The sequence below is a fragment of the Paraburkholderia sp. WC7.3g genome (assembly GCF_050436345.1).
Lineage (GTDB): Bacteria > Pseudomonadota > Gammaproteobacteria > Burkholderiales > Burkholderiaceae > Paraburkholderia > Paraburkholderia podalyriae.
The window spans coordinates 1,725,437-1,746,781 of record NZ_JBNDMA010000004.1 but is presented as its reverse complement, the minus strand read 5'-3'; the positions used below and the strand labels follow the sequence as shown (position 1 = coordinate 1,746,781).

The 21,345-nt window shown below is 61.3% G+C and carries 16 protein-coding genes and 7 pseudogenes; 9 read left to right on the top strand and 14 right to left on the bottom strand.

The features are described from left to right. Position 1: 1 nt before the first annotated feature. Both OKW43_RS41625 and OKW43_RS41620 read right to left on the bottom strand, forming a co-directional pair. Positions 2 to 2,062 (bottom strand): carbon starvation CstA family protein, encoded by a 2,061-nt coding sequence (locus tag OKW43_RS41625; RefSeq protein ID WP_187639505.1) that lies wholly within the window; start codon positions 2,060 to 2,062, stop codon positions 2 to 4. 199 nt (positions 2,063 to 2,261) lie between these two features. Continuing rightward, positions 2,262 to 2,489, bottom strand: a complete 228-nt coding sequence (locus OKW43_RS41620; RefSeq protein ID WP_187639506.1) for a hypothetical protein — start codon at positions 2,487 to 2,489, stop codon at positions 2,262 to 2,264. Positions 2,490 to 3,151: 662 nt separating this feature from the next. On the opposite strand from OKW43_RS41620, the gene OKW43_RS41615 reads away from it, so the two are divergent. From OKW43_RS41615 to OKW43_RS41605, 3 genes are all read left to right on the top strand, one after another. Then, the gene (locus OKW43_RS41615; RefSeq protein WP_312893021.1) at positions 3,152 to 3,409 is read left to right on the top strand and encodes a hypothetical protein; all 258 of its coding nucleotides are present in this window, start codon (positions 3,152 to 3,154) and stop codon (positions 3,407 to 3,409) included. A 629-nt stretch (positions 3,410 to 4,038) separates the two neighbouring features. Further along, positions 4,039 to 5,337: an ATP citrate lyase citrate-binding domain-containing protein gene (locus OKW43_RS41610; protein WP_429454658.1), complete on the top strand. Its 1,299-nt coding sequence runs from the start codon at positions 4,039 to 4,041 to the stop codon at positions 5,335 to 5,337. A 10-nt stretch (positions 5,338 to 5,347) separates the two neighbouring features. Beyond that, positions 5,348 to 8,047, top strand: coding sequence for a CoA-binding protein (locus tag OKW43_RS41605; RefSeq protein ID WP_429454656.1), 2,700 nt, complete (start codon positions 5,348 to 5,350; stop codon positions 8,045 to 8,047). 87 nt (positions 8,048 to 8,134) lie between these two features. Here OKW43_RS41605 and OKW43_RS41600 read toward each other — a convergent pair. The 4 genes and pseudogenes from OKW43_RS41600 to OKW43_RS41585 all read right to left on the bottom strand — a co-directional run. Then, positions 8,135 to 8,326, bottom strand: a pseudogene (locus OKW43_RS41600) (helix-turn-helix domain-containing protein); the annotation flags it as partial. Positions 8,327 to 8,831: 505 nt separating this feature from the next. Further along, positions 8,832 to 9,035: pseudogene (locus OKW43_RS41595) on the bottom strand (DDE-type integrase/transposase/recombinase); the annotation flags it as partial. Positions 9,036 to 9,314: 279 nt separating this feature from the next. After that, entirely contained in the window at positions 9,315 to 10,445 is a 1,131-nt protein-coding gene (locus OKW43_RS41590; protein WP_429453608.1) for an IS110 family transposase, read from the bottom strand. 126 nt (positions 10,446 to 10,571) lie between these two features. Further along, positions 10,572 to 11,072 (bottom strand): annotated as a pseudogene (locus tag OKW43_RS41585) (IS6 family transposase); the annotation flags it as partial. 225 nt (positions 11,073 to 11,297) lie between these two features. Between OKW43_RS41585 and OKW43_RS41580 the strand changes: the two are divergent. Continuing rightward, entirely contained in the window at positions 11,298 to 11,900 is a 603-nt protein-coding gene (locus tag OKW43_RS41580; protein WP_429454654.1) for a universal stress protein, read from the top strand. A gap of 70 nt (positions 11,901 to 11,970) precedes the next feature. Here the strand turns inward: OKW43_RS41580 and OKW43_RS41575 are convergent, their stop codons facing one another. The 5 genes and pseudogenes from OKW43_RS41575 to OKW43_RS41555 form a co-directional block, all read right to left on the bottom strand. Then, the gene (locus OKW43_RS41575) at positions 11,971 to 12,417 is read right to left on the bottom strand and encodes a hypothetical protein (RefSeq protein WP_429454652.1); all 447 of its coding nucleotides are present in this window, start codon (positions 12,415 to 12,417) and stop codon (positions 11,971 to 11,973) included. A 111-nt stretch (positions 12,418 to 12,528) separates the two neighbouring features. Further along, positions 12,529 to 13,056 carry an NADH-quinone oxidoreductase subunit B family protein gene (locus OKW43_RS41570; protein WP_429454650.1) on the bottom strand — a complete coding sequence of 176 codons (528 nt, stop codon included), beginning with the start codon at positions 13,054 to 13,056 and terminating at the stop codon, positions 12,529 to 12,531. 31 nt (positions 13,057 to 13,087) lie between these two features. Further along, positions 13,088 to 13,246 (bottom strand): annotated as a pseudogene (locus OKW43_RS41565) (formate hydrogenlyase); the annotation flags it as partial. Continuing rightward, positions 13,243 to 15,253 (bottom strand): annotated as a pseudogene (gene hyfB / locus OKW43_RS41560) (hydrogenase 4 subunit B). The pseudogenes hyfB and OKW43_RS41565, both read right to left, overlap by 4 nt. Positions 15,254 to 15,273: 20 nt before the next feature. Continuing rightward, complete coding sequence (locus tag OKW43_RS41555) at positions 15,274 to 16,101, bottom strand: fused MFS/spermidine synthase (RefSeq protein ID WP_429454648.1); 828 nt, start codon at positions 16,099 to 16,101, stop codon at positions 15,274 to 15,276. 326 nt (positions 16,102 to 16,427) lie between these two features. On the opposite strand from OKW43_RS41555, the pseudogene OKW43_RS41550 reads away from it, so the two are divergent. From OKW43_RS41550 to OKW43_RS41530, 5 genes and pseudogenes are all read left to right on the top strand, one after another. Then, positions 16,428 to 16,757, top strand: a pseudogene (locus OKW43_RS41550) (YoaK family protein); the annotation flags it as partial. A 363-nt stretch (positions 16,758 to 17,120) separates the two neighbouring features. Further along, positions 17,121 to 17,567: a hypothetical protein gene (locus tag OKW43_RS41545; RefSeq protein WP_429454779.1), complete on the top strand. Its 447-nt coding sequence runs from the start codon at positions 17,121 to 17,123 to the stop codon at positions 17,565 to 17,567. Positions 17,568 to 17,627: 60 nt separating this feature from the next. Beyond that, positions 17,628 to 17,891 carry an HPr family phosphocarrier protein gene (locus OKW43_RS41540; RefSeq protein WP_187639779.1) on the top strand — a complete coding sequence of 88 codons (264 nt, stop codon included), beginning with the start codon at positions 17,628 to 17,630 and terminating at the stop codon, positions 17,889 to 17,891. 68 nt (positions 17,892 to 17,959) lie between these two features. Beyond that, a complete protein-coding gene (locus tag OKW43_RS41535; protein ID WP_246530570.1) occupies positions 17,960 to 18,178 on the top strand; it encodes a hypothetical protein in 219 nt (72 codons plus the stop codon). A gap of 170 nt (positions 18,179 to 18,348) precedes the next feature. Further along, positions 18,349 to 18,546: a ribbon-helix-helix protein, CopG family gene (locus tag OKW43_RS41530; RefSeq protein ID WP_011493367.1), complete on the top strand. Its 198-nt coding sequence runs from the start codon at positions 18,349 to 18,351 to the stop codon at positions 18,544 to 18,546. A 947-nt stretch (positions 18,547 to 19,493) separates the two neighbouring features. Here OKW43_RS41530 and OKW43_RS41525 read toward each other — a convergent pair. From OKW43_RS41525 to OKW43_RS41515, 3 genes and pseudogenes are all read right to left on the bottom strand, one after another. Beyond that, positions 19,494 to 19,631 (bottom strand): hypothetical protein, encoded by a 138-nt coding sequence (locus tag OKW43_RS41525; protein WP_187638499.1) that lies wholly within the window; start codon positions 19,629 to 19,631, stop codon positions 19,494 to 19,496. Between the two features lie 20 nt (positions 19,632 to 19,651). Next, positions 19,652 to 19,846, bottom strand: a pseudogene (locus tag OKW43_RS41520) (hypothetical protein); the annotation flags it as partial. A gap of 325 nt (positions 19,847 to 20,171) precedes the next feature. Further along, positions 20,172 to 21,185, bottom strand: a complete 1,014-nt coding sequence (locus OKW43_RS41515) for a substrate-binding domain-containing protein (protein ID WP_429454644.1) — start codon at positions 21,183 to 21,185, stop codon at positions 20,172 to 20,174. Between the last annotated feature and the right edge of the window lie 160 nt (positions 21,186 to 21,345).

Genomic DNA, 21,345 nt, shown 5'->3' with positions numbered 1-21,345 from the left:
GTCAGGTCCCCTGAGCGCGCACAACAGCAGGCGTCTCGACGACGGTGGGCTGCGCCTGCCGCCGCGCCTGCAAGCAGATCTTGACAGCGAAGACGCACATTGCGATTACCAGCACGACAAAGAAGCCGCAGACAATTGCGTCCAGGTAGTTGTTGAAGGCCACCCGCTCCATTTCCGCAAGCGACTTCGCGGGAGCAAGCACGGTCCGCTGTGCGGCGGCATCGCTGAACTTGTGCGCCAGCGCAAGGAAGCCGATGCGCGGATCGCTGTGGAAGATCTTCTGGATGCCGGCGGTGAGCGTTGTAATCAGGAGCCACATAGTGGGCACCAGTGTCACCCAGACGTAGCGCTCGCGTTTCATCTTGACCAGCACACTGGTGCAGAGCAGCAGAGCGATGCCAGCGAGCATCTGATTGCCCACGCCGAAAAGCTGCCAAAGGGTATTGATGCCACCCAGCGGGTCGACTACGCCCTGATAGAGAAAGTAGCCCCAGGCCGCCACGCAGATACCGGTGCACAGCAGGTTCGCGGGCAGTAACTGGGTGTTGCCCAGCGGCCGATAGACGTGGCCTAGCATGTCCTGAATCATGAAGCGGCCGACCCGCGTGCCGGCGTCCACGGCGGTCAGGATAAACAGCGCCTCGAACAGGATGGCGAAGTGATACCAGAAGGCCTCCATGGCCTGGCCGCCGAGGGCCTGGCCCAGAATCTGCGCCATGCCTACGGCGAGCGTCGGGGCACCGCCAGCGCGCGACAGGATGCTGGTTTCGCCGATGTTCACGGCTGTCTGGTTGATCAGTTCCGGCGTGATGACGAATCCCCACCCGGACACGACTTGCGCCGCCTGTGCGGCGGTGGTGCCGATAATTGCCGCCGGGGCGTTCATGGCGAAGTAGATGCCCGGGTGCAATACGCAGGCCGCCGTCAGCGCCATGACTGCGACGAATGACTCGGCGAGCATGCCACCGAAGCCGATCAGGCGCATATGCGACTCGCGCTCGATCATCTTCGGTGTGGTGCCGGAAGATATCAGCGCGTGAAACCCCGAGACCGCTCCGCAGGCGATCGTAATGAACAGAAACGGAAAGAGCGCGCCGGAGAAGACCGGGCCGGTGCCGTCGATGAAGCGTGTGGTCTGCGGCATCGAAAGAGCCGGGGCGACGACGTAAATGCCCACCGCGAGAGCCACGATCGTGCCGATCTTCAGGAACGTGCTGAGGTAGTCGCGCGGAGCGAGCATCAGCCACACCGGCAAGCTGGAGGCGATGGCGCCGTACAGAATCAGGGCCCACGCCAGTTGCGGGCCAGTCAACGTAAAGATCGGTGCCCAGGTGGGATCGTTGGCTACCGTCTTGCCCAGGACGATCGAGACGAGCAAAAGCACGACACCGAACAGGGAGGCTTCGCCCACGCGCCCCGGACGAACGAAGCGCATGTAAACGCCCATCAGCAGCGCGATCGGTATCGTCGCCGCAATGGTGAACAGGCCCCACGGGCTGGCCGTGAGCGCCTTCACCACCACCAGGCTCAGGACAGCAAGAATGATGATCATGATCGCGAGCACGCCGACCAGAGCCAGCGAGCCTGGAATCGGGCCCAGTTCCATCTTGATCATTTCGCCAAGGGATTTGCCGTCCCGGCGCACCGACGCGAAGAGCACGATGAAATCCTGCACCGCACCGGCTACCACGACGCCTGCGAGGATCCACAGCGTGCCGGGCAGGTAGCCCATCTGCGCTGCCAGCACCGGACCGACCAGAGGACCGGCGCCAGCGATTGCGGCGAAATGATGGCCGAACAGCACCCACCTGTTAGTCGGCACGTAGTCCATACCATCGTCGTGGCGCTCGGCCGGGGTCTGACGAGTATCGTCGAGCCGCAGCACGCGTTCGGCAATGAACTTGCTATAAAAGCGGTATGCGATGAAATAAACGATGAGGGCTGCGGTCACCAGCCACACCGCGTTCACACTTTCACCGCGCCCAAGCGCGAGCCTGGCGAAAGCGAGAGCGCCAACAGCGGCCAGCACACCCCACACGAGAATGGACGCAAGCTTGTTCATGACGTTTCCCTCTTTCGAACAATGCGTGGCGAAACCGATGACGCGCAACTTTATGTACCGGCGCGCTTCAATGTTCCGCCGCTGAGCAGCAGGCCTGCTTCCCCGTTTTACCGGAAAACAGGCTACACCCAGCCCCGAGGTGGCCGCAATGCGCGATTCCCCGCTCGTGCCACGCCGTGCGGCACCGCGGGTGCGTCGCTCATATCGGGGTGCCAGATCTGTTACCGCGATTTTTTCCCAGCATTTGTCCAAACGTCCGCTCATCCGCCGCCCACTGCCTATCGTGACTGGCAACGGCTAAACTGGAACGGTCATCCTGAATCTTGACCCCGCAAGTCTGCGGTGCATAGGCGACAAAATGCGCAGTACGTTTGCGCCATAACCATTCCCGAATGGCGACCGCCACTTCACTTTCTTCGAACATCATGGCTCGAAGACCTTTACCTCGGGGCTATCTTCGATGATATCGAGCACGGTTATGAACTGTGCCCAGTTCCTGCTGCCGCCGCACTCGCGCGAGGGAGTGGCGACTCAAGTCTGCTGGTCTGTGTAAAAGCATTGCTGTCGCCGCTCTTGGGCGCTCGCTGCCTACCACGATGGGCAGCACCCGACCCACAAGAGTCAGTCGCCGCGTATCGGCGAATGTCCGAAGACGATCACATGAGAGTCAACTGGCGGGATTCGAAGCCTCCGCCTCAATCTTCCTTGCGCCCGTATGGTAATCGCGATCGACGATCATGTTGCCCCAAAGCGGCGAGTACAGATTGATAGCGCCCGGGCTACGTAGGGATAGACCTTAAAGAAAACCTGCCGTTGTGAAAGCTAACAGAAGGATTCAGCACACTAAGATCGTAGCGTCGATACGGAAGTGGCGGCAGATCGCTGCCACAACCGATGCGCGCCTAATTCTGCTATCGCGAGTGTCATGAGGTAGAAATTCGCATACAAACCTCTCTCCATGGTCGCAATCGATACAGTGTCGCAACGACACCCTATGAACCGTGCAAAAAAGTGATGTCCTCACGGCCTACTGTTTCTAGTTCTACGTAAATGTCTACATCAACGAGACAGAGGTTGAAGGAGACGGCGATGGGCGATGGATTCGGTGGACAGGTCTTCTTTGCGTTTGCTGATCGAAAAATGGATTGGACCGACTCCGGCGGCGCCGGTTCGGGTAAGCGGTTCGGTCGCATACCCTCGAGTCGGCGACGCTATGGATACGTCGAGGCATTGCTGCCGGCAGGCGCGTTGGCAATTTATTTCTTCCTCCACGATGACGGTACATGGTGTGTATTTCCGCCTGCGGTGGAACGTCCGGCGATGAGCGTTTTACGGCTTGCAGCCTGATAGCGGTACCTGTTGGCGAAAGCAAGCGACAACCCTTGGTTATGTATTGAATTTTTAACTCACTATTAGAGTGCAACCGCCTGATCGCTGCCGCACCGATCGAAGCTGACACTTCGCACTACATCGAGGGCGAGACTGTCGTGCTGGCAAAGACCGTTCCGCTTCTCAATACGTACCTGCCATCCTCATCGGATGACTTTTCCTCGGTCGCTCACCATTCGGGCACAACGTCGCGCCGCGCATGACAGGGTGATCCGCTACCACGCACCAATTGAACATGTGAACGATCCCACCAATACGGGCAACAGAGGTCACAACTATGTCGTGCATTGAGGGATCGATCATGAATCGACCTGTTGCGGATCACGCCCTTTCCACAGGTAGCAGCCTACAAAGCAGCCCACCTCCCTCCTTGTATAGCGGGCAGTGCAGTTTCGCGATCCAGTCGGTCTTCACGCATCGGATTTCATAGAGCGCACCCGAGCGCCGCATAGAGCGCGCGCCAACGACCGCGCATCTGTTCTGCACATACGGCGCCCGATCAATGGCTCGGCCGGCGGTTTGCCAATACCGGCGCCACACGAGCCGTTTTCCTTTTTATATCGCAATGAATTTCAGGAGACATTTCGATGCAAATTACCGGTATGTTGCACGGCGCGCGCCTGTTGCAATTCGTCGGATTCCCGGCGAGCGAGATATTGGCCCCGAGCGCCAGCGAGGACGAAATCAAGGCCTTGATCGACCGTCATCGCCAGATCTTCATCAAGCCCGTCTTCAAGGGCGGAGTCGGCAAGAAGGGGAAGGCGGGCTTACTGGGTCGCGCGACCGACCTCAAGACAGCGTTGGCCGAAAAGGAGCGTTTGTACTTCGCCGAGCATGCCGTCGGCCACATCAAGGCGAAGGCGAATGGCGTCACCTTCGAAGCCGGTGTGCCGGCCACGCACGAAGTCTACTTCTCGATCACGGATTCCACCCGCTTTCGTGCGCCGACCATGACGCTTTCGCACGCGGGCGGCATGGACATCGAGGAAGTCGACCCGAAGCAGGTGGCGATGGTGCCGTTCGATGCGCTGACCGGGTTGAAGGCGTTCGTCGTAGCGAATGCACTGAGCGAGATCGGCGCGCCGAAGGAGATCATTTCGCCGCTCGTGCAGCAGTTGCCGAAACTCTGGGAGCTCTTTCACGACTTCGGCATGACGACGCTCGAGTTGAACCCGATCCGCATGCGCGAGGACAGGCACGGTCGCCTTACGCCGGTTGCGTGCGACTTCAAGTGCGGCTTCGATCGCGACGATCCGCGCTGGGCGCGTCTTGGCCTGCCGCCTCATCTGTTCGCCGCCGATTACTCGGATTTCGAGCAGGAGATCAACCAGCTTCGCACCCACCAGGGCCAGAGCGACGTGTATGTCATCAACGAGAAGGGGACGATCCTCGCCCCCACCTTCGGCGGCGGCGCCAACTCGCTCGTCACCGAAATGCTGGGCGACGCCGCGATCATCTCGTCGGATTTCGGCGGCAATCCGCCTTACGCGAAGATGAAGGAAGTGGCGCGCATCTGCTTCAGGCACTGGCTCGAACAGGCGAACGTGCTCTTCATCATTGGCGGCAAGTCCAATAACACGGACATCTACGAGACGCTGCGCGCCATGGCCGACGCCCTGCGCGAGCACTTCAGCGAACACGGAGCGACGCCGCTCTATGTCGTGCTGGGCCGTGGAGGTCCGAACCTCGTGCGGGGCATGTCGGCGCTGAGGGACACATGCGACTCGCTGGGCCTGCCTTATCGGCTGTTCGGCTTCGACTCTGACATCAGCGAAGTGATTCAGTACGCACGCCGGGCGGACGCCTGGATGCGCGCCGGCGGCCGCGCCGAGATCGCTGCAAGGATCGGCGCGTCGGCGATGCAAACCGAGACGGCTCGTGCCTGAGGAGATCGACATGTACAAGCAAGGCAGCAATACGTTCAAGTATTTCGTTGGCGTCAACTCACTCGCACAGATCGCCACGCGCGAGGATCGCGTGTGCGTGCTCAATATCCTGGGCGGTGAATCGTCGGACGTGACGCCCGTGAGTCACGCATTCTCGGGCGGTAACGTCGTATTCGGCACGGCGCCGGGCAAGGGCGGGCAAGTGCTCGCGACGCCGGCCGGCGATATCCCCGTGTACAACAACGTCCGTGAGGGGCTGCAGGCGGGACACCGGTTCAACTGCGGCGTCGTTTACCTGCCGCCGTCCGCGGCCCGCGACGGCGTCGCTGAACTGATTCGCGTGAATCCCGAGTTGCGGAAGATTTTCATCATCACCGAAAAGATCGCGGTCCACGACGCCCGCGAAATTCGCGCGATGGGCCAGCAGGCGGGCATCGACATCTTCGGCGCGAACGGGCTCGGCGTCGCCGATTCGTGGAATCGCGTGAGGATCGGCGGAGCGCTCGGCGGCGACAATCCTGACGATTCGTTGCGCAAGGGCTCGATCGCGATCTTCTCCAACTCCGGCGGCTTCAGCACGACGATTGCGCAATACCTGCGCATGGGTGGCTGGGGCACATCGACGGTCATCTCGAGCGGCAAGGACGTCTATATCCACTATGCCGCGCCGGAATTCGCGTTCGCACTCGCCAACGATGTGCGCAGCAAGGCTGCGGTACTTTACTGCGAACCGGGTGGCTATTACGAGGCCGATGCGGTCTTCACGAAGCCAGTCGTCGCGTGCGTCGTGGGACGGTGGAAGAGCCGCCTCACGCGGGCAGTCGGTCACGCCGGCGCGATGGCCGGCGGCAACGACGATGCGCAAGCCAAGGAACGCTGGTTCATGCAGAAGTTCGGCGTCGAGCGCCTCTTCACGCCGGATGATCCATGCTGCTCGACGAAGGGTGCCGTGGTGACGAACATCGCGCACATCCCGGCCGCGCTGAGCGCCGTGATGCGCGCCAACGCGACGATGCCCGATTTCGAGTCGGAGGGCAGTCTCGCACTCAAGCCGTGGTTCGGCTCCGATCAGGGCATCGCGCTGCCGGACGGCCTCGCCATTCCGGTCGTGGAAGCTATTGCGCCGTATAACGAGCAGGTCCATCAGGTCAATCGCCAGATCGGCGTGATCGCTCCGCGCCAGGCGCTCAAAGACGCATCGGGCGCGTCGCAGATGGACGCGAAGACGCAAGTGAGCAGCCTGCACGGCGCGTCGATGCTGGAGGCCGCGACGCGTTCGCTCGAAGCGAACGTCGGCCTTGCCCTGCTGCACGAATTCGGCGGCGAGAATGACGAAAAACTCATCGATGTCGCGATCGCCGCATTCGTCAATCTGCACGGCAGGCCGGAACTCGCGGCGGCGCAGGCAGCACGCGAAGCGGACAACGCCCCGAATGCAATTCTCGCGGCTGCGGCGTCGATCGTCGGGCCGAAACGTCAGCGCGCGGCGCGGGACGTCACCAAGTGGCTGATCGATCGTTTTGCGGCCGCTGGTCTTGCCGACGCGCTGAATGAAACCTTCGACGTCGCACGCATCGACGCAAGCGGCTGTGAACAGTGCTTCGCCGACTCTCGCGATCCGCTCGCCGAAGCAATGCTCGCGGGACTCGCCGCGCGCGGCGCGAAATCGGCGTTCGTCCGCTGGCTGACGTCGCAGCCCGCTCACCCGACCGGCGACGCGGTGCTGGCCGCGATCACGACGACGCTGGCGTGGGGCCCGCTCATGCGCAAGCGTATCTCGCGCGTGACCGCCGAAAGCCTGCCCTGGTGGAGCATGCTATTTGGGACGCTCATCGGTGCATCGGCCGATGCGTCTCGGCATGGCCCGGACGGTTTCTGCGGCTTCTCCACCGACGAATTGCTGAACGAGCGCAGTCTCACCGAAATCGGCTTCGCCGCGCTGCTCAACCTGAGGCCCGGCCCCGACGACCTGTTCGCCTTCAAAACGCTCGTCGGCCTGCTGCTCACCAACGGTCCGGGTGCGATCTCGGCGCAGGGGGCGAAGGGCGCGGTATCCGCCGACGGTCCGGAAGGCCCCGAGCGCGTGCAGCTCAACAAGGCGCTTGTCGGCTTTCTCTCGCATACCGGCTACACGCACGGCGGGAACGGGTACGAGGGCATCGCGTTCCTGATGGATGCTTTCAAGGAAACCGCGCTGGACGATCCGTCGAAGCCCGGCCACGGCGTGGACCTGCGCTCGCTCGCCGAGCGCTCCGTCGAGCGATACGCGCAGTACAAGGCGCGGCAGAAGCATGCGGGCAGCCTCGACATCGCGAAGCTTCCGGGCGTGAATCATCCGGTGTTCAAGGACAGACCGGTCAACCACGACCCGCGCGAGGTGTTCATTGCGGACCTGTGCGAAAAGCGTGGGGAATACAACGTGTTCCATGCGTTCTATCGCGAGCTGGTGCAGGCGTTGTTCGAGGCAGGCGTCTCGCGCAACGTCTATTGCGTCAATGTCGATGCGGTGATCGCCGCATTGCTGCTGAAGATGCTGTGGCAGCCGCTGCGACGCGGTGAATTGAGCGAGTCCGATCTGGAGACTGCCGCGTTCACGATCTTCCTTTATCCGCGCATGCTCGGCTGCGCGGCGGAAATCGACGATCACCTCAACCGCGGTCGCAACATGGACACGCGCACGCCCGCGTCCCAGTGCCGCTTCGTGGCCTGAGCACGGGTCTTACCGGCGCGGGGCAAGGCAACCACGTGGCTGCTGTGCTTTAGGGCAGTTGCGGGCTTTCGCCCGCGTCCATTGATAACCAGCGGACATCGATCGTTCCGAAGACAACGCTCGCTCGAAATGCCGCACGCGGATTGCGTGCTCGAGCTTGTCGAAAGGGCGGCTCAGCGCCGGCCACAAGCTGACCGCCTCGACGGCCTTCCGGAAGCCGCCCAACAATACGACGGCTCGAAACGCCTGCAAATCATTCAGGTCGAAGTTGACGCCCACAGGCCATCCTCTGCGTAGTACAGCGGCTATTGTGGATGGTGCTGGCCAAAGTGCCCATCGGGACCAACGTTGGAGAGCGCCGACAATTGCTGCTGATTTGTCCGGTCGGATTGAGGACGTGGTGGATGTAACCGCGGGTAAATCTGAGCCTGGATTGGCACGATCGTGGCAGCGACACGGCGGCGGGTCGCTATCGGGTGGTTTGGCGAACGCCAAACCGCCCGTTTGAAGCGATAGGCGCAGGCGTCTCCTATTGGCTCTCGTTGCCGCAGAGCCGACAGTCGGTTTGTACATACTGACGCGATGGCCTTCGCGCGCAGCCTCGCTCCAGAGGTGGTGCGCGTATAGGCATTCCCCTTGCACGTACATCCATGCCGTTCGCAACGGCACCCTTTACGAGGAGGTACTCATGTATTACGCATTGATGGAAGTTCAGAGGGCAAACGCCGAGGCTTTGTCGCAGTAAGGATCAAAGAGCGAGCGAGATCGATATGCGAAGTACTGCTTATATTGCGAGCTCGTAGAATTGATCAGCGGCGGACGGATGGGCTCCGCGAGCACATTTCATCTGCCCCTTGGCGGTCATATGCATGAGTTCAACGCCGCTCAACAAGATGCGGGCACAACGGAAATCCTTGAATCCCAACATGGGTCGGGTATGGCGCTTGATCGCCCGATGGTCTTGTTCCACGATATTGTTGAGATACTGATATGACTTTCCATGTCAATCGCGATGTTGATTTTTCGCTTTTTCATAGGCGCGAGAATTCCCTGAGGGCGGCGTAGCAGTAAGGTCGACGGTGGATCACACTGATATCCGCGGATTGGCTACCGCATTACAGAGGTCCGCCTCATGAGCCTGCCGCTGTCTTGGGCCGCAAATTGGTGATGCCCGTTGCGAAATATCTTCGCGGGTTACTCGAGTGCCGGGCTACGCCGCCTTCAGGAAACTCCTCCACTTGTTGTCTTGCGTTGAGTGGCGGGCGGCTTACGCGGTCTGTGCGCTGCGTGACGTGGCAAGCGACATCGCCAGGCGGCTGATGTCCCAGATGAAGCCCGCTAGTTCACGGGCGACGGCGACCGTCGCGATATTGACGTGTTTGCCGCGCACTGCCAGCTTCCGGTATCGCCGGCACAACCGGACCTGCGCGTCCCAGGCGCGATCGATAATGGCCTTCGGAATACCTTCGTGCCGACGCTGGATGTCGCGGCTCACGCGCGCAGGATGCCGGTAGCTCCAGGCCGCCTCGACCAGCAGCTTTCTGGCGTAGCTGTTGCCGGTCTTGGTGATGCTACCCCGACGTCGCTTGTCGCCCGAGGAATGTTCCGACGGCGTCACCCCCAGCCATGCCATCAGTTGACGTGGATGTTCGAAGCGTGACAGGTCGCCCAGTTCCGACAGTATCCCGACGGCCGTGACGAACTGCACGCCCCGCATCGCCTGCAGTCCCAGCAGGGCTGGATAAAACCGCCAGTTGACGACTGCCTCGCGTAGCGCTGCTTCGAGGCGATCACACTGCGCGAGTCGGTCCTCGATCGTGCGCCGGTGTTCGTCAAACGCCAGTTGCCGCCACGGGTGCCCGAATGAATATGCGCTGAGCCAGCGCCGATGGGCGGCGCCCCAGTTCGCGTTCCCGGTATAGTGCACGCCATGCGAGAGCAGGAACGACTTCAGCCGCTGCCGCGCCTGCTTCAGATCGTCTCTGGCACCGGCCCATGCCCGCGCCAGATCCCGGAATGCCTCATCCTCGACGCCCGGGACATAGACCGCTGACAGGTCACCGGCGCGCAGCGCTCGCACCAGTTTGATCGCATCGCGCCGATCCGTCTTCACGCGCTCGCCGGGCTTCTTCGGAATCAGCGATGGTGCACACACGATGCAGTCGAATCCCTTCTGGACGAGCTGCCGGTAAAGCCCATAACCACACGGACCCGCTTCGTAGACGATGTGCACGTGTGGCCCCTTTGACTGCAGGCGCCTGCACAGGCGGTCGATATCGGCCTTCGTCGTACCGATCTTGCCGAGCAGTTCCACGTCGCCCATGCCGATCGCGTAGGCGACCGTGATCGAATCCTTGTGAACATCCAGACCGACGTACACCGTGCTATCGTTTTCCATGCTGGCCTCCGTGCCGGAAATCGCCGGGTGTGGCGCTGTCCACACCGTGCGGCTCTGGCAGCAATGCTAACCCGCGTCTGATTCGTCACGGCTGGCCAGCCCCTGCCTCACGGAAAGTCATACTGCCTTGGACTGGCGGATCCTGATGGGCGCTTCACGATCGGCATTGATCGCTTCGAGCGCGGCGAGATTGGCGCCGCTTTTGTCGATGGTTACCGTTTCGGGTATACCGTTCTGGGCGATCGATTTCTCAAAGTAACGCCGGGCCGCAGTCTTGTCCCGATGGGCGCGTAGCAGAAAGTCAATGGTGTTGCCGTCCTTGTCGACGGCCCGGTAAAGATACCGCCATTCCCCCTTGACGCGGATGTACGTTTCGTCCATCCGCCAGCTCTTACCCACCGGCCGTTTGAGGCGGCGAAACGCTTTCTCCAGCACCGGCAACAGCTTGATGGCCCAGCGGTGCACAGTCGAATGATCGACCGAAACGCCACGCTCAGCCATCATGTCTTCAAGGTGGCGTAGGCTCAGCGGATAGGCCACGTACCAGCGCACGCAGGTCAGAATCACGTCGAGCGGATAATGCAGGCGTTTGAGCACTCGGGCCACCGCCGGATTCATCGTCTTCATCGAGCTTTCAGTCGTTCGTGTCGTTCCGCCCATCATAGCGGACCGGCCTTACTGCAACAGAACCGTCCGCGACAAACTGCCAAAAAAACGCCATTCTCCATCTCCTCAGGAATGACTATACTGAAAGCAATATGTAATTACATCGTGTTTTCCATAACCGGCCGATGCTGTGGGCGGTTGAACGCGCGTCGGATTGACTGGGCACGCCCAGCAAGGAGAGGCGTCATGTTCAAGCATCTGCTGGTGCCGACCGACGGCTCGGCGCTCTCTGAAGCCGCCATCCAGATGGCGGTGATACTCGCCAGTGAAAGCGGCGCCAAGGTCACGGGACTGCACGTGATGCCGGAATTTCACGTCTTCGCGTATGGAACCGAAATGCTCGCGGATACCGAGGAGCAATTCATTCGGGTCAACCAGCAGCATGCAGATGACTTTCTCGCCGCAGTTACAAGGGCAGCTGCGCAGGTTGGCGTCGAATGCGAAACGGTTGCCGCGACCCGTGCTCACCCGTATGAAGCGATTATTAGCACCGCAGCCCAGCGAAATTGCGACCTGATTGTCATGGCATCTCACGGCCGCAGCGGTGTGCGTGCGCTGCTGATCGGCAGCGAAACGCAGAAGGTCCTGACACACAGCGCAATTCCCGTTCTCGTCGTGCGCCAGTCGACCCAAACGGGCGTGGGCCGCGAAGTGGAATCCGGCACGCCATCAACCACATCGAAGTCTTCGTCGCCTCAGGGGTACATCATCGGGCGAACTTCGCTCGCAGTTGCTCCGGTGCGCGTCTCATCGCCGGCGCCAGTACTGCCACGAGGGCGGCAACGCTAAGCTGTCGTTTAGCTTTAGCGTGCGTGCGGAACATGGGGCCGACGGCACCGATGCCGAACGTGTTCGGTCCTCAGTCCGCGCGCTCGCTGCCCAGTACCCACACCGCCACAATCACGAGAAAGATCGAGCAGGAGCCCCACTGGGTCAGGACACTCGGCCATGCCAGTGTCGAATTCGATGTTGGATGGCCCGCGAGATGCAGGAGCACACCCGGTGCAAGCTGCAGCTGCTTTTCTACGGTCCACCACTTCAGCGTCAGGGCAATCGATGCCAGTCCGCTGCCGATCAGCACTGCGCCCAGTAACGGGTCATGAGCGCGGCGGGACGGCTGGGATGCGAAGCATTGCGCGAGGTATGTCACTGCCGCACCGTTGACGGTGGCCGAGAGCATCACAAACCACAATGGGAAGCGCACGCTGATCGCCACCATGAAGACGATTATCGTCAGCACCTGCGGCCATGCCCTGCGGATCAAGGCGCTGACGAGATCTCCCAGATTGATCAATTGCTCAATCATCGCTATTGTCCTCGAACGCATCGACGTGGCACATGAGGTAGTCATCATGCGTGGGTCCGGCACGAAGCTTGTGCCATGAGCTCCGTTAGCGGCGCATGCCGACGGGGACGTTCAGGGCGGGAAGGTCGTACGTTTCACACGAAGCGCGGTGAGAATACCTGTCAGGATATCGACGGGAGGTGGAGGACACCCTGGTATCGTGACGTCGACAGGCAGGAGGTTCGACAGCGGTCCACACACGGCGTAGCTGTCCTTGAAGATGCCGCCCGTGCACGCGCACTCGCCGGCCGCGACCACCAGTTTCGGATGTGGCGTCGCTTCATACGCTTGCCGCACTGCTTCCTTCATGTTCAGCGTGAGCGGGCCCGTGACCAGCAGCATGTCCGCATGCCGGGGGCTCGCGACAAACCTGATACCCAGACCTTCGATGTTGTAGTACGGATTGTTGAGCGCATGGATTTCCAGTTCACAGCCGTTGCAGGAGCCCGCGTCGATCTCGCGAATGCACAGCGCCCGCCCGAGCACGTCGAGGATTTCCTGCTGGATTCGCTGCCCTTCGGCGCGCCATGCGTCATCGCCCTCGGGCAGGCGCTGGGTCGGCGCGTCGGTCCTGGCGATCTGTGTGAGAAGTTGCCACATTACAGGTCGTGTCCGGCGTAGTTCAGATTAACAGCTTGTGAAGCATCCGGTAAGGCTGCCAGATGCTCGGCGCGCGGCGGTTCTGCAACCGGGCACGGCACATGTTGACCCAACCCGTCAGCAAAGGCGCGGCCGCGAGTGCGAGCAGGATTTCGAGCCCCTGCGAGAGCAATCCGGAGAACGTGATCATCGTCTCACCAGCATCAGCAGTACGATCAGCACAAGGAAGCTGTGCATCAGATAGACGGCGATGCGGCCGGTCTGAAGCCGCCCCGCCAGTGCCGCGATGCGCATGATCAGCCGTTCCAGCGGCCGATAGATCAGGCTCCACGTACGATCCGTCACGACAACGCTGTACACGGGTTTTTTGTCGAAAGGAGAGGGAAGCTGCCGCTCGATGCTGAACAGGGGCGCGAAGATCTCGCGAATCGGCTGCCCGAACCCTTCGGCTGTGTCCTGCATGCGCGCGTTGACGAATGGATAGCCACAGGCCCATGGCGCGGCTCGCCGCAGACGCCCGTGATAGAGGCGGCGGACCAGCAGCCACGCGAGCCCGCAACAGGCGAAGAAGAACAGCAGGAAAACCGCTGGCATGTAGCTGGCCCGCTCGACGCTGATGGGTGCGAGCAGCAGCCAGCCATGCCGTGCCACCGCGGGTCCGATGCCTGCCCCCACCAGCAACTGCGTGACGCGATCCAGAACGACCACAAACTGCACCGGCAACAGACCGAGCAGCACGCATATCGCTGCCAGCCACACGAACCCGGCGCGTTCCCACGGGCTCGCGTCGCGTGCTTCGCGAAGCTTTGTCTCGCGAGGCTGGCCAAGAAAGACGATGCCGAAAAACTTGACCATCGTGTAGCCCGCGAGCGCGGCTACCAGCGCTATCAGGGCGGCGACGAGCGGCACCACCATATTCAGGAATGGGTCCGGCAAGCCCGGCGTGAACAGGAAGCTTTGCAGCAGCAGCCATTCGGAGACAAAACCGCTCAAGGGCGGCAGGCCTGCACTAGTCAGCGCGCCCACGAGAGCCGCCCATGCGGTCCACGGCATGAAGCGGATCAGGCCGCCCAGGCGCCCGAGATTGCGTTCTCCCGTCGCATGCAGTACCGAACCCGTTCCGAGGAAAAGCAGGCTCTTGAATGTGGCATGGCTGGCGATCTGGTAGAGCAGCGCCGTCAAGGACAACGCCGCCAGCGCGTTCATGCCGTACGCGCGAAACAGGATCGCCAGTCCCATGCTGACGAACATCAGGCCGATGTTGTCGATTGATGAATACGCGAGCAGCCCGCTTCATGTCCGTCTGGATGGCGCTGAACACGACCCCGAACAGGGCGGTAAAGAGCCCGAGCATCAGCATGAGCACGCCCCACCAGGCAATCTGCACGTGCAGCAGGTCGAACACCGTGCGCAGCACGCCGTACAGGCCGGCTTTCAGGACGAAGCCGCTCATGAGGGCCGATACCGGTGAGGGTGCCGCCGGGTGCGCTTCCGGCAACCAGACATGCAGCGGAAAGATGCCGGCCTTCGTGCCGAAACCGAACAGCGCCAGCAGGAACGCAATGGATGCCCAGACCATGTCCAGATGCTGCTGACGCATGCTGGCGAACGTATAGTCGCCGGTATTGGCCTGCAGCAGGCCGAAGCACAGCAGGAGCGCCAGCGCGCCGACGTGGGAGATCAGGAAGTAGAGCCAGGCGGCCCGGCGAATCTCCGCAATGCGGTGATTGGTCATGACCAGGAAGGTGGCCGACAGTGTCATCGTCTCCCACGCGACCATAAAGCAATAGGCATCGTCTGCGAGCAGCAGCACCGCCATGCTCGCGAGGCACACGTGATACTCAAAGCAGATGAGTCCGGGAGGCGTGCCCTCACCCTTGCGGAAATAGCCGGCGGAGAACGCGCTTACCCCCGTGCTCACCACGCCGAGGACAGAGAGGAAATAGGCTGACAGGCCGTCAAGCCGCAGATGAAACGGCAGGCCCGGCAACCCGAGCGGCAGGACGGCTTCCTGCGGGCCCGCGAACACGCCAGTCAGGCCCAGTCCGGACAGGAACAGGCCGAACACGGCACCCACTGGGAACAGGCCATGCGCCACCACGCGGGTCCGACGAAGGGCGACAAGCCCAAGCATTCCAACGACCAGCCAGCCCGCGACGACCAGCAGCACGTAATGGACGACCAGCAAATGTGCCATCGGCGTTGTCTCCAGTGCCGTCAGATGTCTTGTTCAACGGCCAGTGTGGCGGACGAAGGGTATCCCGAAACCGGTTCTACCCGGTGGTGACGTTCCATTTTTTTGACATACCGGCACAGGTCAAGCCCCATCGATTTCGTGATGGCTTCGGCGCGGACATAGAGGTCCTGCCATCCGGGTACGATCGCCTGTCTGACGCCGATGGCAATCGTGTTGCCTTCGCGTTGCGCCATGGTGCGGAACAGTTTTCCGTCGCACGCACGGCGTATCCGGTCGAGGTGGGTGGGTAGCTGCGAGTCGTTGTTGAGCAGGTTGGCAACCAGCACGCCTTCTTCACGCAGCGCAGCATGGCAGCAGTCGTAAAAGTATTGACTCGACAGGCTGGCAGGCAGACCAGAGGCGTTAAAACCGTCGAGCAGGATTACATCCGCGATGCCAGTTCTGTCCGGGAGATATTCGGCGGCGTCGGCGTGCACGATCCGGAATCGTTCCGAATCAGGCGGAATGTAAAACCACTCGCGTAGTGAGATCACTCGCTCGTCGATTTCCACCGTGGTTACCCGTGCCGACGGAAACTTGCGGAAGCAGTATTTCGACAGTGATCCTCCGCCCAGACCCACGATCAGGATATCCCTGGGTTGGGGGTGAAAGAGCTGGAACGACATCATGGCCCGCGTGTACGACAGATCCAGTTCGAACGGATCACGCCTGCGCATTGAGCTTTGTATTCCGCAGGCATCGAAACACAGCGACCGCGTGCGCCGCCCCTCGTGTACTACGGGTTTTCCATACGCCTTTCCCCACCGCTCCTCCAGGGCCTGCCTGAACTGATTGTGATCGGCCGACAAGTCAATGTTCTCCTGAAACTGCGCAGATGAGTTGCCACGAAACGCGGTCACACGGCGCCCGGGTTGTCACGTCAACCTTAATGTATAAGGCCGTGGGATGCGGGCGTGAATGCGGGCGCGGCACCCACGCCCTGGCACTTTTCAAACACGACAGCGCGTGCGCGAGCATGCGCGTCGCGCTATCGAACAGACGGTCAGGCTCAAGCATAGCGGACGCGTTTCCCTGCCTGCTACTGACCTCGTGGATGCTTCGTCAGGAGCATCAAGTTACCAGTTAATGATAATTGCGTTATCATCCTAGCAGCTTTGTTGATCTGATTCCATACGCGATGGTTACCAAGCTGTCGGGCGCGGAAATCCGTACCACCCACATGACCGGCATCGTGACGGATATCGGCATCGAGCTCGGCAAACTTTTCTGCTGGAATTCCTCCAGGGTCGATGCCACAGAGCCGTTTGTGCTCGCGAATCGAACGAGGCTGAAAGTTCACGGGACGATGCTGGCCATGTTCTTCGTCGGTGGCGTCACGGGGGCAATGGGATTCAAGCACATTGGATACGCATCGACGGTGCCGCTTGCGGGCGTGCTGATCGTGCTGGCCATCGTTCCTCTCATCGATGACCTGCGCGCGCAGATCTATCGACTTGATCGTTAGGCTGCAGGCACAAACCGCACGGCAGACGACCGTTCGGCCCCGGCATACGCTGTCGTACACACGCGAATCGGCAGCTCCGATTCGAGTCGTCCGTACGCTGCCGTACGCCGTCAATCGAGAGTCACGCGAGTTACTGCATCGCGGCTACCTCCGGGGTCACCGCACCTGTGCATTGAAGAACCGGCAAACAGGCCGGCCGGATCCTTCAGGGCGAGTAGTGCAAAAATATGATAATATAATTATCATTAATTTATGCTGCTATGGTAATGGTATGGTGGCTATGGGCCAGAATCCTGCTGATCATGTTGGAGGGCGGGCATGCGCGAAACTCGGCGAATGTCCGGGCGCGACAGGGAGGTCGACGTGATTGATGCAAGTGTTCCGCTGCTGTCCCACGATTACACGCACCGGTATCTGAGGGACGTAATGGGTCGTCGCGGACTGATCGTCATCGGCGTGGGCAAGGCGGGTGAACGCGGATTCCAGATGCTGTACCGGTTTTCCGATATCTGTGACCGCCTGGAAGCATGCGGAGTGAACGTCATCTTCGTCTATCAGAAGCAATCGGCTCGCCACGTCCAGGACGCGAACTCGCTGTCCGGAGCGCGATACAGGCAGAGGCCATGTCTGTTTCTGGACGATGACGGTCAGTTCTTTGTCGGTTCACCGCATCCGAAATCGCTGCTCGTGGTGTATCTGGACCAGGACATGCGGCGGCTCGATACGGCCGAAATTGCAGTACGGGATGAAACGTGGGACCCACTGTTGCGTGCTTTCTTTGCTCAGGTTATTGCAAGCGTGATGCACTGAACGCGACTGCGTGGGGACATGGGGCGCTGGGTCACTGTTTGCGTACAAAGGGGAGCGGGGTTGGTCGAGGCATTGATTCAGATTGGTGGCCGATGGGGTTTAAACGGGCGTGAGTCAGCGAGGCTTGCCGTTAGCGCCGCCCGGTTTGCGAGCGACATCGTCTGTATCGCGAACGGCCGGTCCGTCAATGCCAAGGATGTCATGTCGGTCATGTCGCTTCGCGCGAAGCCGGGCACGCAGATGCGCATTCTCGCGGCCGGTCCCGACGAGACTGCAGCGCTTGACGCGCTTGCGGCCATTCTTCATGTGCAGGAATCTTTCTGACGGACCGATGCAGGAGTCTGGCTCATGCCTGTCGATCGGCCCTGCATGCGAACTACTCAATCACGCACATGAAAAGAAAGAGGAAGGTGAGCAAGCCGGTCTCCCCGCGACGGGCACTTGAGCGTCTGGCCCAGCAGCGTTACGGCCGCGACGCGCCCACGTTTAACTGGTCGGTTACGCAGGAGCTGCGTAACGCCGGGTTGGTATCCGTCCCCGCGAATGGGCGGGGCGGTGTGTCGATTACCCGGGCTGGGCAGGATTTTCTGCGTGCCAGGGCGGAGATCTAGCGTACTGTCGCCGTGCGCTGCACGTCTTTGGCTTCCTGGCCGCCGAGCTGGTGGACATCGGCGATGCATGCGGGAATCGACGGCCATCGTGTGAGCCTGGCGCCACGAAGATGACTCGCGCCATACGATGTATTATAATTTAATTAACATACTTGGACTTCGCCCCCGTCATGGAAACGAAAAGCGCTCGACTCACGATTCTGATCGATCCTGTGAAGAAGGAAGCGTTCGAAAAACTTTGCGCGGCGCAGGACCTGACTCCCTCACAGGTGGTACGGCAACTGATCCGCGACTACCTCGATCAGCATGGCGTCAGCTACCGGACCAAAAGCGCAATCGGCGCGCGTCCACGCCGAAAAACGGCCTGAGGTACGCCTGCCCCAGGTGAGCGACGTGATCCCACGCAGGCATCACGCTGGGCCCTGGTTTCACGGCACCGCAGGTCTCTTCGGCAGCCTGCTTCCGTGCACATCGGAAAGATCGCACGATGAGAGTAACGTGACGATGTCCGGCCGTCGCGGGCCGCAACGCTATGACAGGTCGCAGGATGCACCGACTTGAGACTAACGCAGAGTTGCTGTGCTTTCTCACGTTATCCGAGATATTTGCCTTTCGCACCACCGGAGAGTGGCTGCAGCCCGATCATCTTGTTGAGAGCACGAGGACCTGCTCGACCGGGAGCGCAACATCTCTGGGGTCATCGTTGGACAGGGTCGCACCGTTCAGTCGTCCGCCGTCCCAGTACAGCACTGAGTCGCCAGTGAGGTCGGCGGTTGTGCCGGGCGGGCGGTCGCGAAGAAGCATACTGATATTCGCACAGTACTTCTCTAGTTCAGCGTCGAGTCCGGCGCTCCTATACTGACGCCGGCTCAGGCCTGCCGTCACGTACTCCAGTCTCACAAAAGCAAAGGCTCGCGGACCAAGGTCCTGCTCACTGCAGCCTCGGTGGCGCAGAAGTGTTCGAAATCGTCCAACGGCGTGTGACCTGGATCATTTTTTGGAAGCTCGCGCCCGCCGATGACGAGTTCCAATAATCGGTCGGGTTCTCCGTAGCACATGACCTTTCTCGCGTTAGTGACAGGAGTTGAAGAGCAAAACGAGTTCCAGCCCGCGCCCGTCAGTGGCTTGCGGAAACGCCGGGACCTAGAAGTGAAAAATCAGCGCGGGCGCCAGAGACGCGGTGAGACGAGCGGCGTTACCCGCCAGAACTCGCCGTCCTGACGATGCGGGGCGGTCGTCGTTGGGGTAGGACGGGACGGCGGGAGCGCAGATCATCTGCAGCAGCCGGTCGCCGAACTGTCCGCTGGACGAGACCTCAGCCAGCACTTTCCTCCTCCATCTGATGAAGCAGCTTCCAGATCAGGGCGCCCTTCGTGCGGTGCCGTGCAACAACGCGCGCCACGACTTCCTCAGCGGCGGCCTGGGCGTCAAACAGGACGTAATAGTTCGTCATCGACAGATTTCCTCGTTAAGTCAGTGAAAATTGCGGCTCGCCGTTGGTAGCTCGCCAAGCAGGTGCGACACGTCGACGAGCCGCTGCGCGACCAGATGCTTCACGTCGCCTTCGCGCTGCCATACTCCATAGACAGCGAGAAGCGATGCGCCCAACGCTTCTCGCCGCTGCCGCTCCAGGGCCGACTGCCAGACGATGACATTGACCGACCCGGTTCGTCGACGAACAATGCGACCGGCCGCTTGTTCTTCTTGACCAGCTCACGCAGGTCGCGCTCGCGCTTCTCGCCCTGCATCGGATGCGGACCTGCTTTTCAGTCGAGAGGTCATAGAACAGCGCCGCAATGAACGTCGCCAGCTTGATGCGATGCTTCTCGATCGCGAGCGACTTGGAGACGGTGACGCGCTTCTCATCCTCGAGCGCCTGCTGAAGCCGGCGCAGCATCATCGTCTTGCCGCTGCCGATGACACCGCACACGGCGATCAACCGTCCTTCGAAGATTGCCCCCTTGGAGCCAGCGATGCGCTTTGTGATGTTCGGTTAGCGGGGCGGCCCGTCTGTGTCGCCTGGTTCGATGCGGGGTTGCACGAGGCGGTGCGCACACGGTTCGCGGCCGGATATCGCGCCGAGGATCAGTTCCGCGATGGCCTCGCCGGACGCGTGCCCGGTCGGCTGCACGACCGCCGTCACCGTGCGAGGGAACGCCACGTCGGCTGGTACGCCGTCGTAGACGATCAGGGAGAGATCCGCGCCGACTGTTTTGCCGCTGTCGCCGATCGCCCGGAATGCGCCCGTTCCAGCGATATTGTTATCGACCAGCACAGCCGACGGCGGTTCGGCGAGCTTGAGCAGGCTCCGGACCGCTTCGTAGCCGCCCGTTCTGTCGAAAGGGCATTCGATCACCAGTTGCGCCTCGGGCTCGATGCCGGCCTCACGCAGAGCCGTCAAAAAACCCGCGCGCCGTTGCGCCGCGAAGTTGAGCGTCTGTGGCGCGCTCACCATGCCGATTCTTCGATGCCCGAAGCCGATCAGGCGTTGAGTCGCCGCGCGAGCACCCGCCTCGTTGTCGAAGTCGAACCATCCGTATGGCTGCTCGCTGTTTGTACGTCCGTACGCGATGAACGGGAAGTCGCGCTCCTGGAGAAACCGGACGCGCGGATCATCTACCAGCGTGCGCGCCACGATCAGACCATCCACCAGCTTGCCGTCGACGAGTCGCCGGTACGTTTCGAGTTCCGCATTCGGCCGCGCCGAAACAATGAAAAGGTCCAGGCCGCCTGCTCCCAGCCCCTCCGTCACGCCAGCGACGACTTCGCCGAACCTGGGGTCGCCGAGCGCATTGGCACCGAATGGATACACCAGTCCCACGGCCTCCGCGCGGCCTGTGGCAAGCCGGCGAGCCGTGGGGTCGGCGTGATAGCCGAGTTCCTGGGCGGCCTGCCTGACTCGCGCCCGGGTGGCTTCGCTTACATCGTCGTATCCGTTTAGCGCCCGGCTCACGGTCGTTCGCGAAAGACCAAGCGAGCTCGATAGCGTTTTCAAGTTCACCTTCACTGTGCCACCTCTGGACTCCCCGTTTCCAATCCACCGGCGCCGTCGCTGAAAACGGCCGGCATGCCGAAGTACGCACATCCTACACGTCCACGCAAACGTTTGACGTCCAAACCGGTTTGGATTAGCATTCAAACCGGTTTGGACGTGGCCTTTAAATATC

Excerpts from the sequence above, each read along its gene's own strand:
- OKW43_RS41625 (WP_187639505.1), bottom strand. The coding sequence starts at position 2,062 with ATGAACAAGCTTGCGTCCATTCTCGTGTGGGGTGTGCTGGCCGCTGTT.
- OKW43_RS41620 (WP_187639506.1), bottom strand. The coding sequence starts at position 2,489 with ATGATGTTCGAAGAAAGTGAAGTGGCGGTCGCCATTCGGGAATGGTTA.
- OKW43_RS41615 (WP_312893021.1), top strand. The coding sequence starts at position 3,152 with ATGGGCGATGGATTCGGTGGACAGGTCTTCTTTGCGTTTGCTGATCGA.
- OKW43_RS41610 (WP_429454658.1), top strand. The coding sequence starts at position 4,039 with ATGCAAATTACCGGTATGTTGCACGGCGCGCGCCTGTTGCAATTCGTC.
- OKW43_RS41605 (WP_429454656.1), top strand. The coding sequence starts at position 5,348 with ATGTACAAGCAAGGCAGCAATACGTTCAAGTATTTCGTTGGCGTCAAC.
- OKW43_RS41590 (WP_429453608.1), bottom strand. The coding sequence starts at position 10,445 with ATGGAAAACGATAGCACGGTGTACGTCGGTCTGGATGTTCACAAGGAT.
- OKW43_RS41580 (WP_429454654.1), top strand. The coding sequence starts at position 11,298 with ATGTTCAAGCATCTGCTGGTGCCGACCGACGGCTCGGCGCTCTCTGAA.
- OKW43_RS41575 (WP_429454652.1), bottom strand. The coding sequence starts at position 12,417 with ATGATTGAGCAATTGATCAATCTGGGAGATCTCGTCAGCGCCTTGATC.
- OKW43_RS41570 (WP_429454650.1), bottom strand. The coding sequence starts at position 13,056 with ATGTGGCAACTTCTCACACAGATCGCCAGGACCGACGCGCCGACCCAG.
- OKW43_RS41535 (WP_246530570.1), top strand. The coding sequence starts at position 17,960 with ATGAAAAGAAAGAGGAAGGTGAGCAAGCCGGTCTCCCCGCGACGGGCA.
- OKW43_RS41530 (WP_011493367.1), top strand. The coding sequence starts at position 18,349 with ATGGAAACGAAAAGCGCTCGACTCACGATTCTGATCGATCCTGTGAAG.
- OKW43_RS41525 (WP_187638499.1), bottom strand. The coding sequence starts at position 19,631 with ATGACGAACTATTACGTCCTGTTTGACGCCCAGGCCGCCGCTGAGGAA.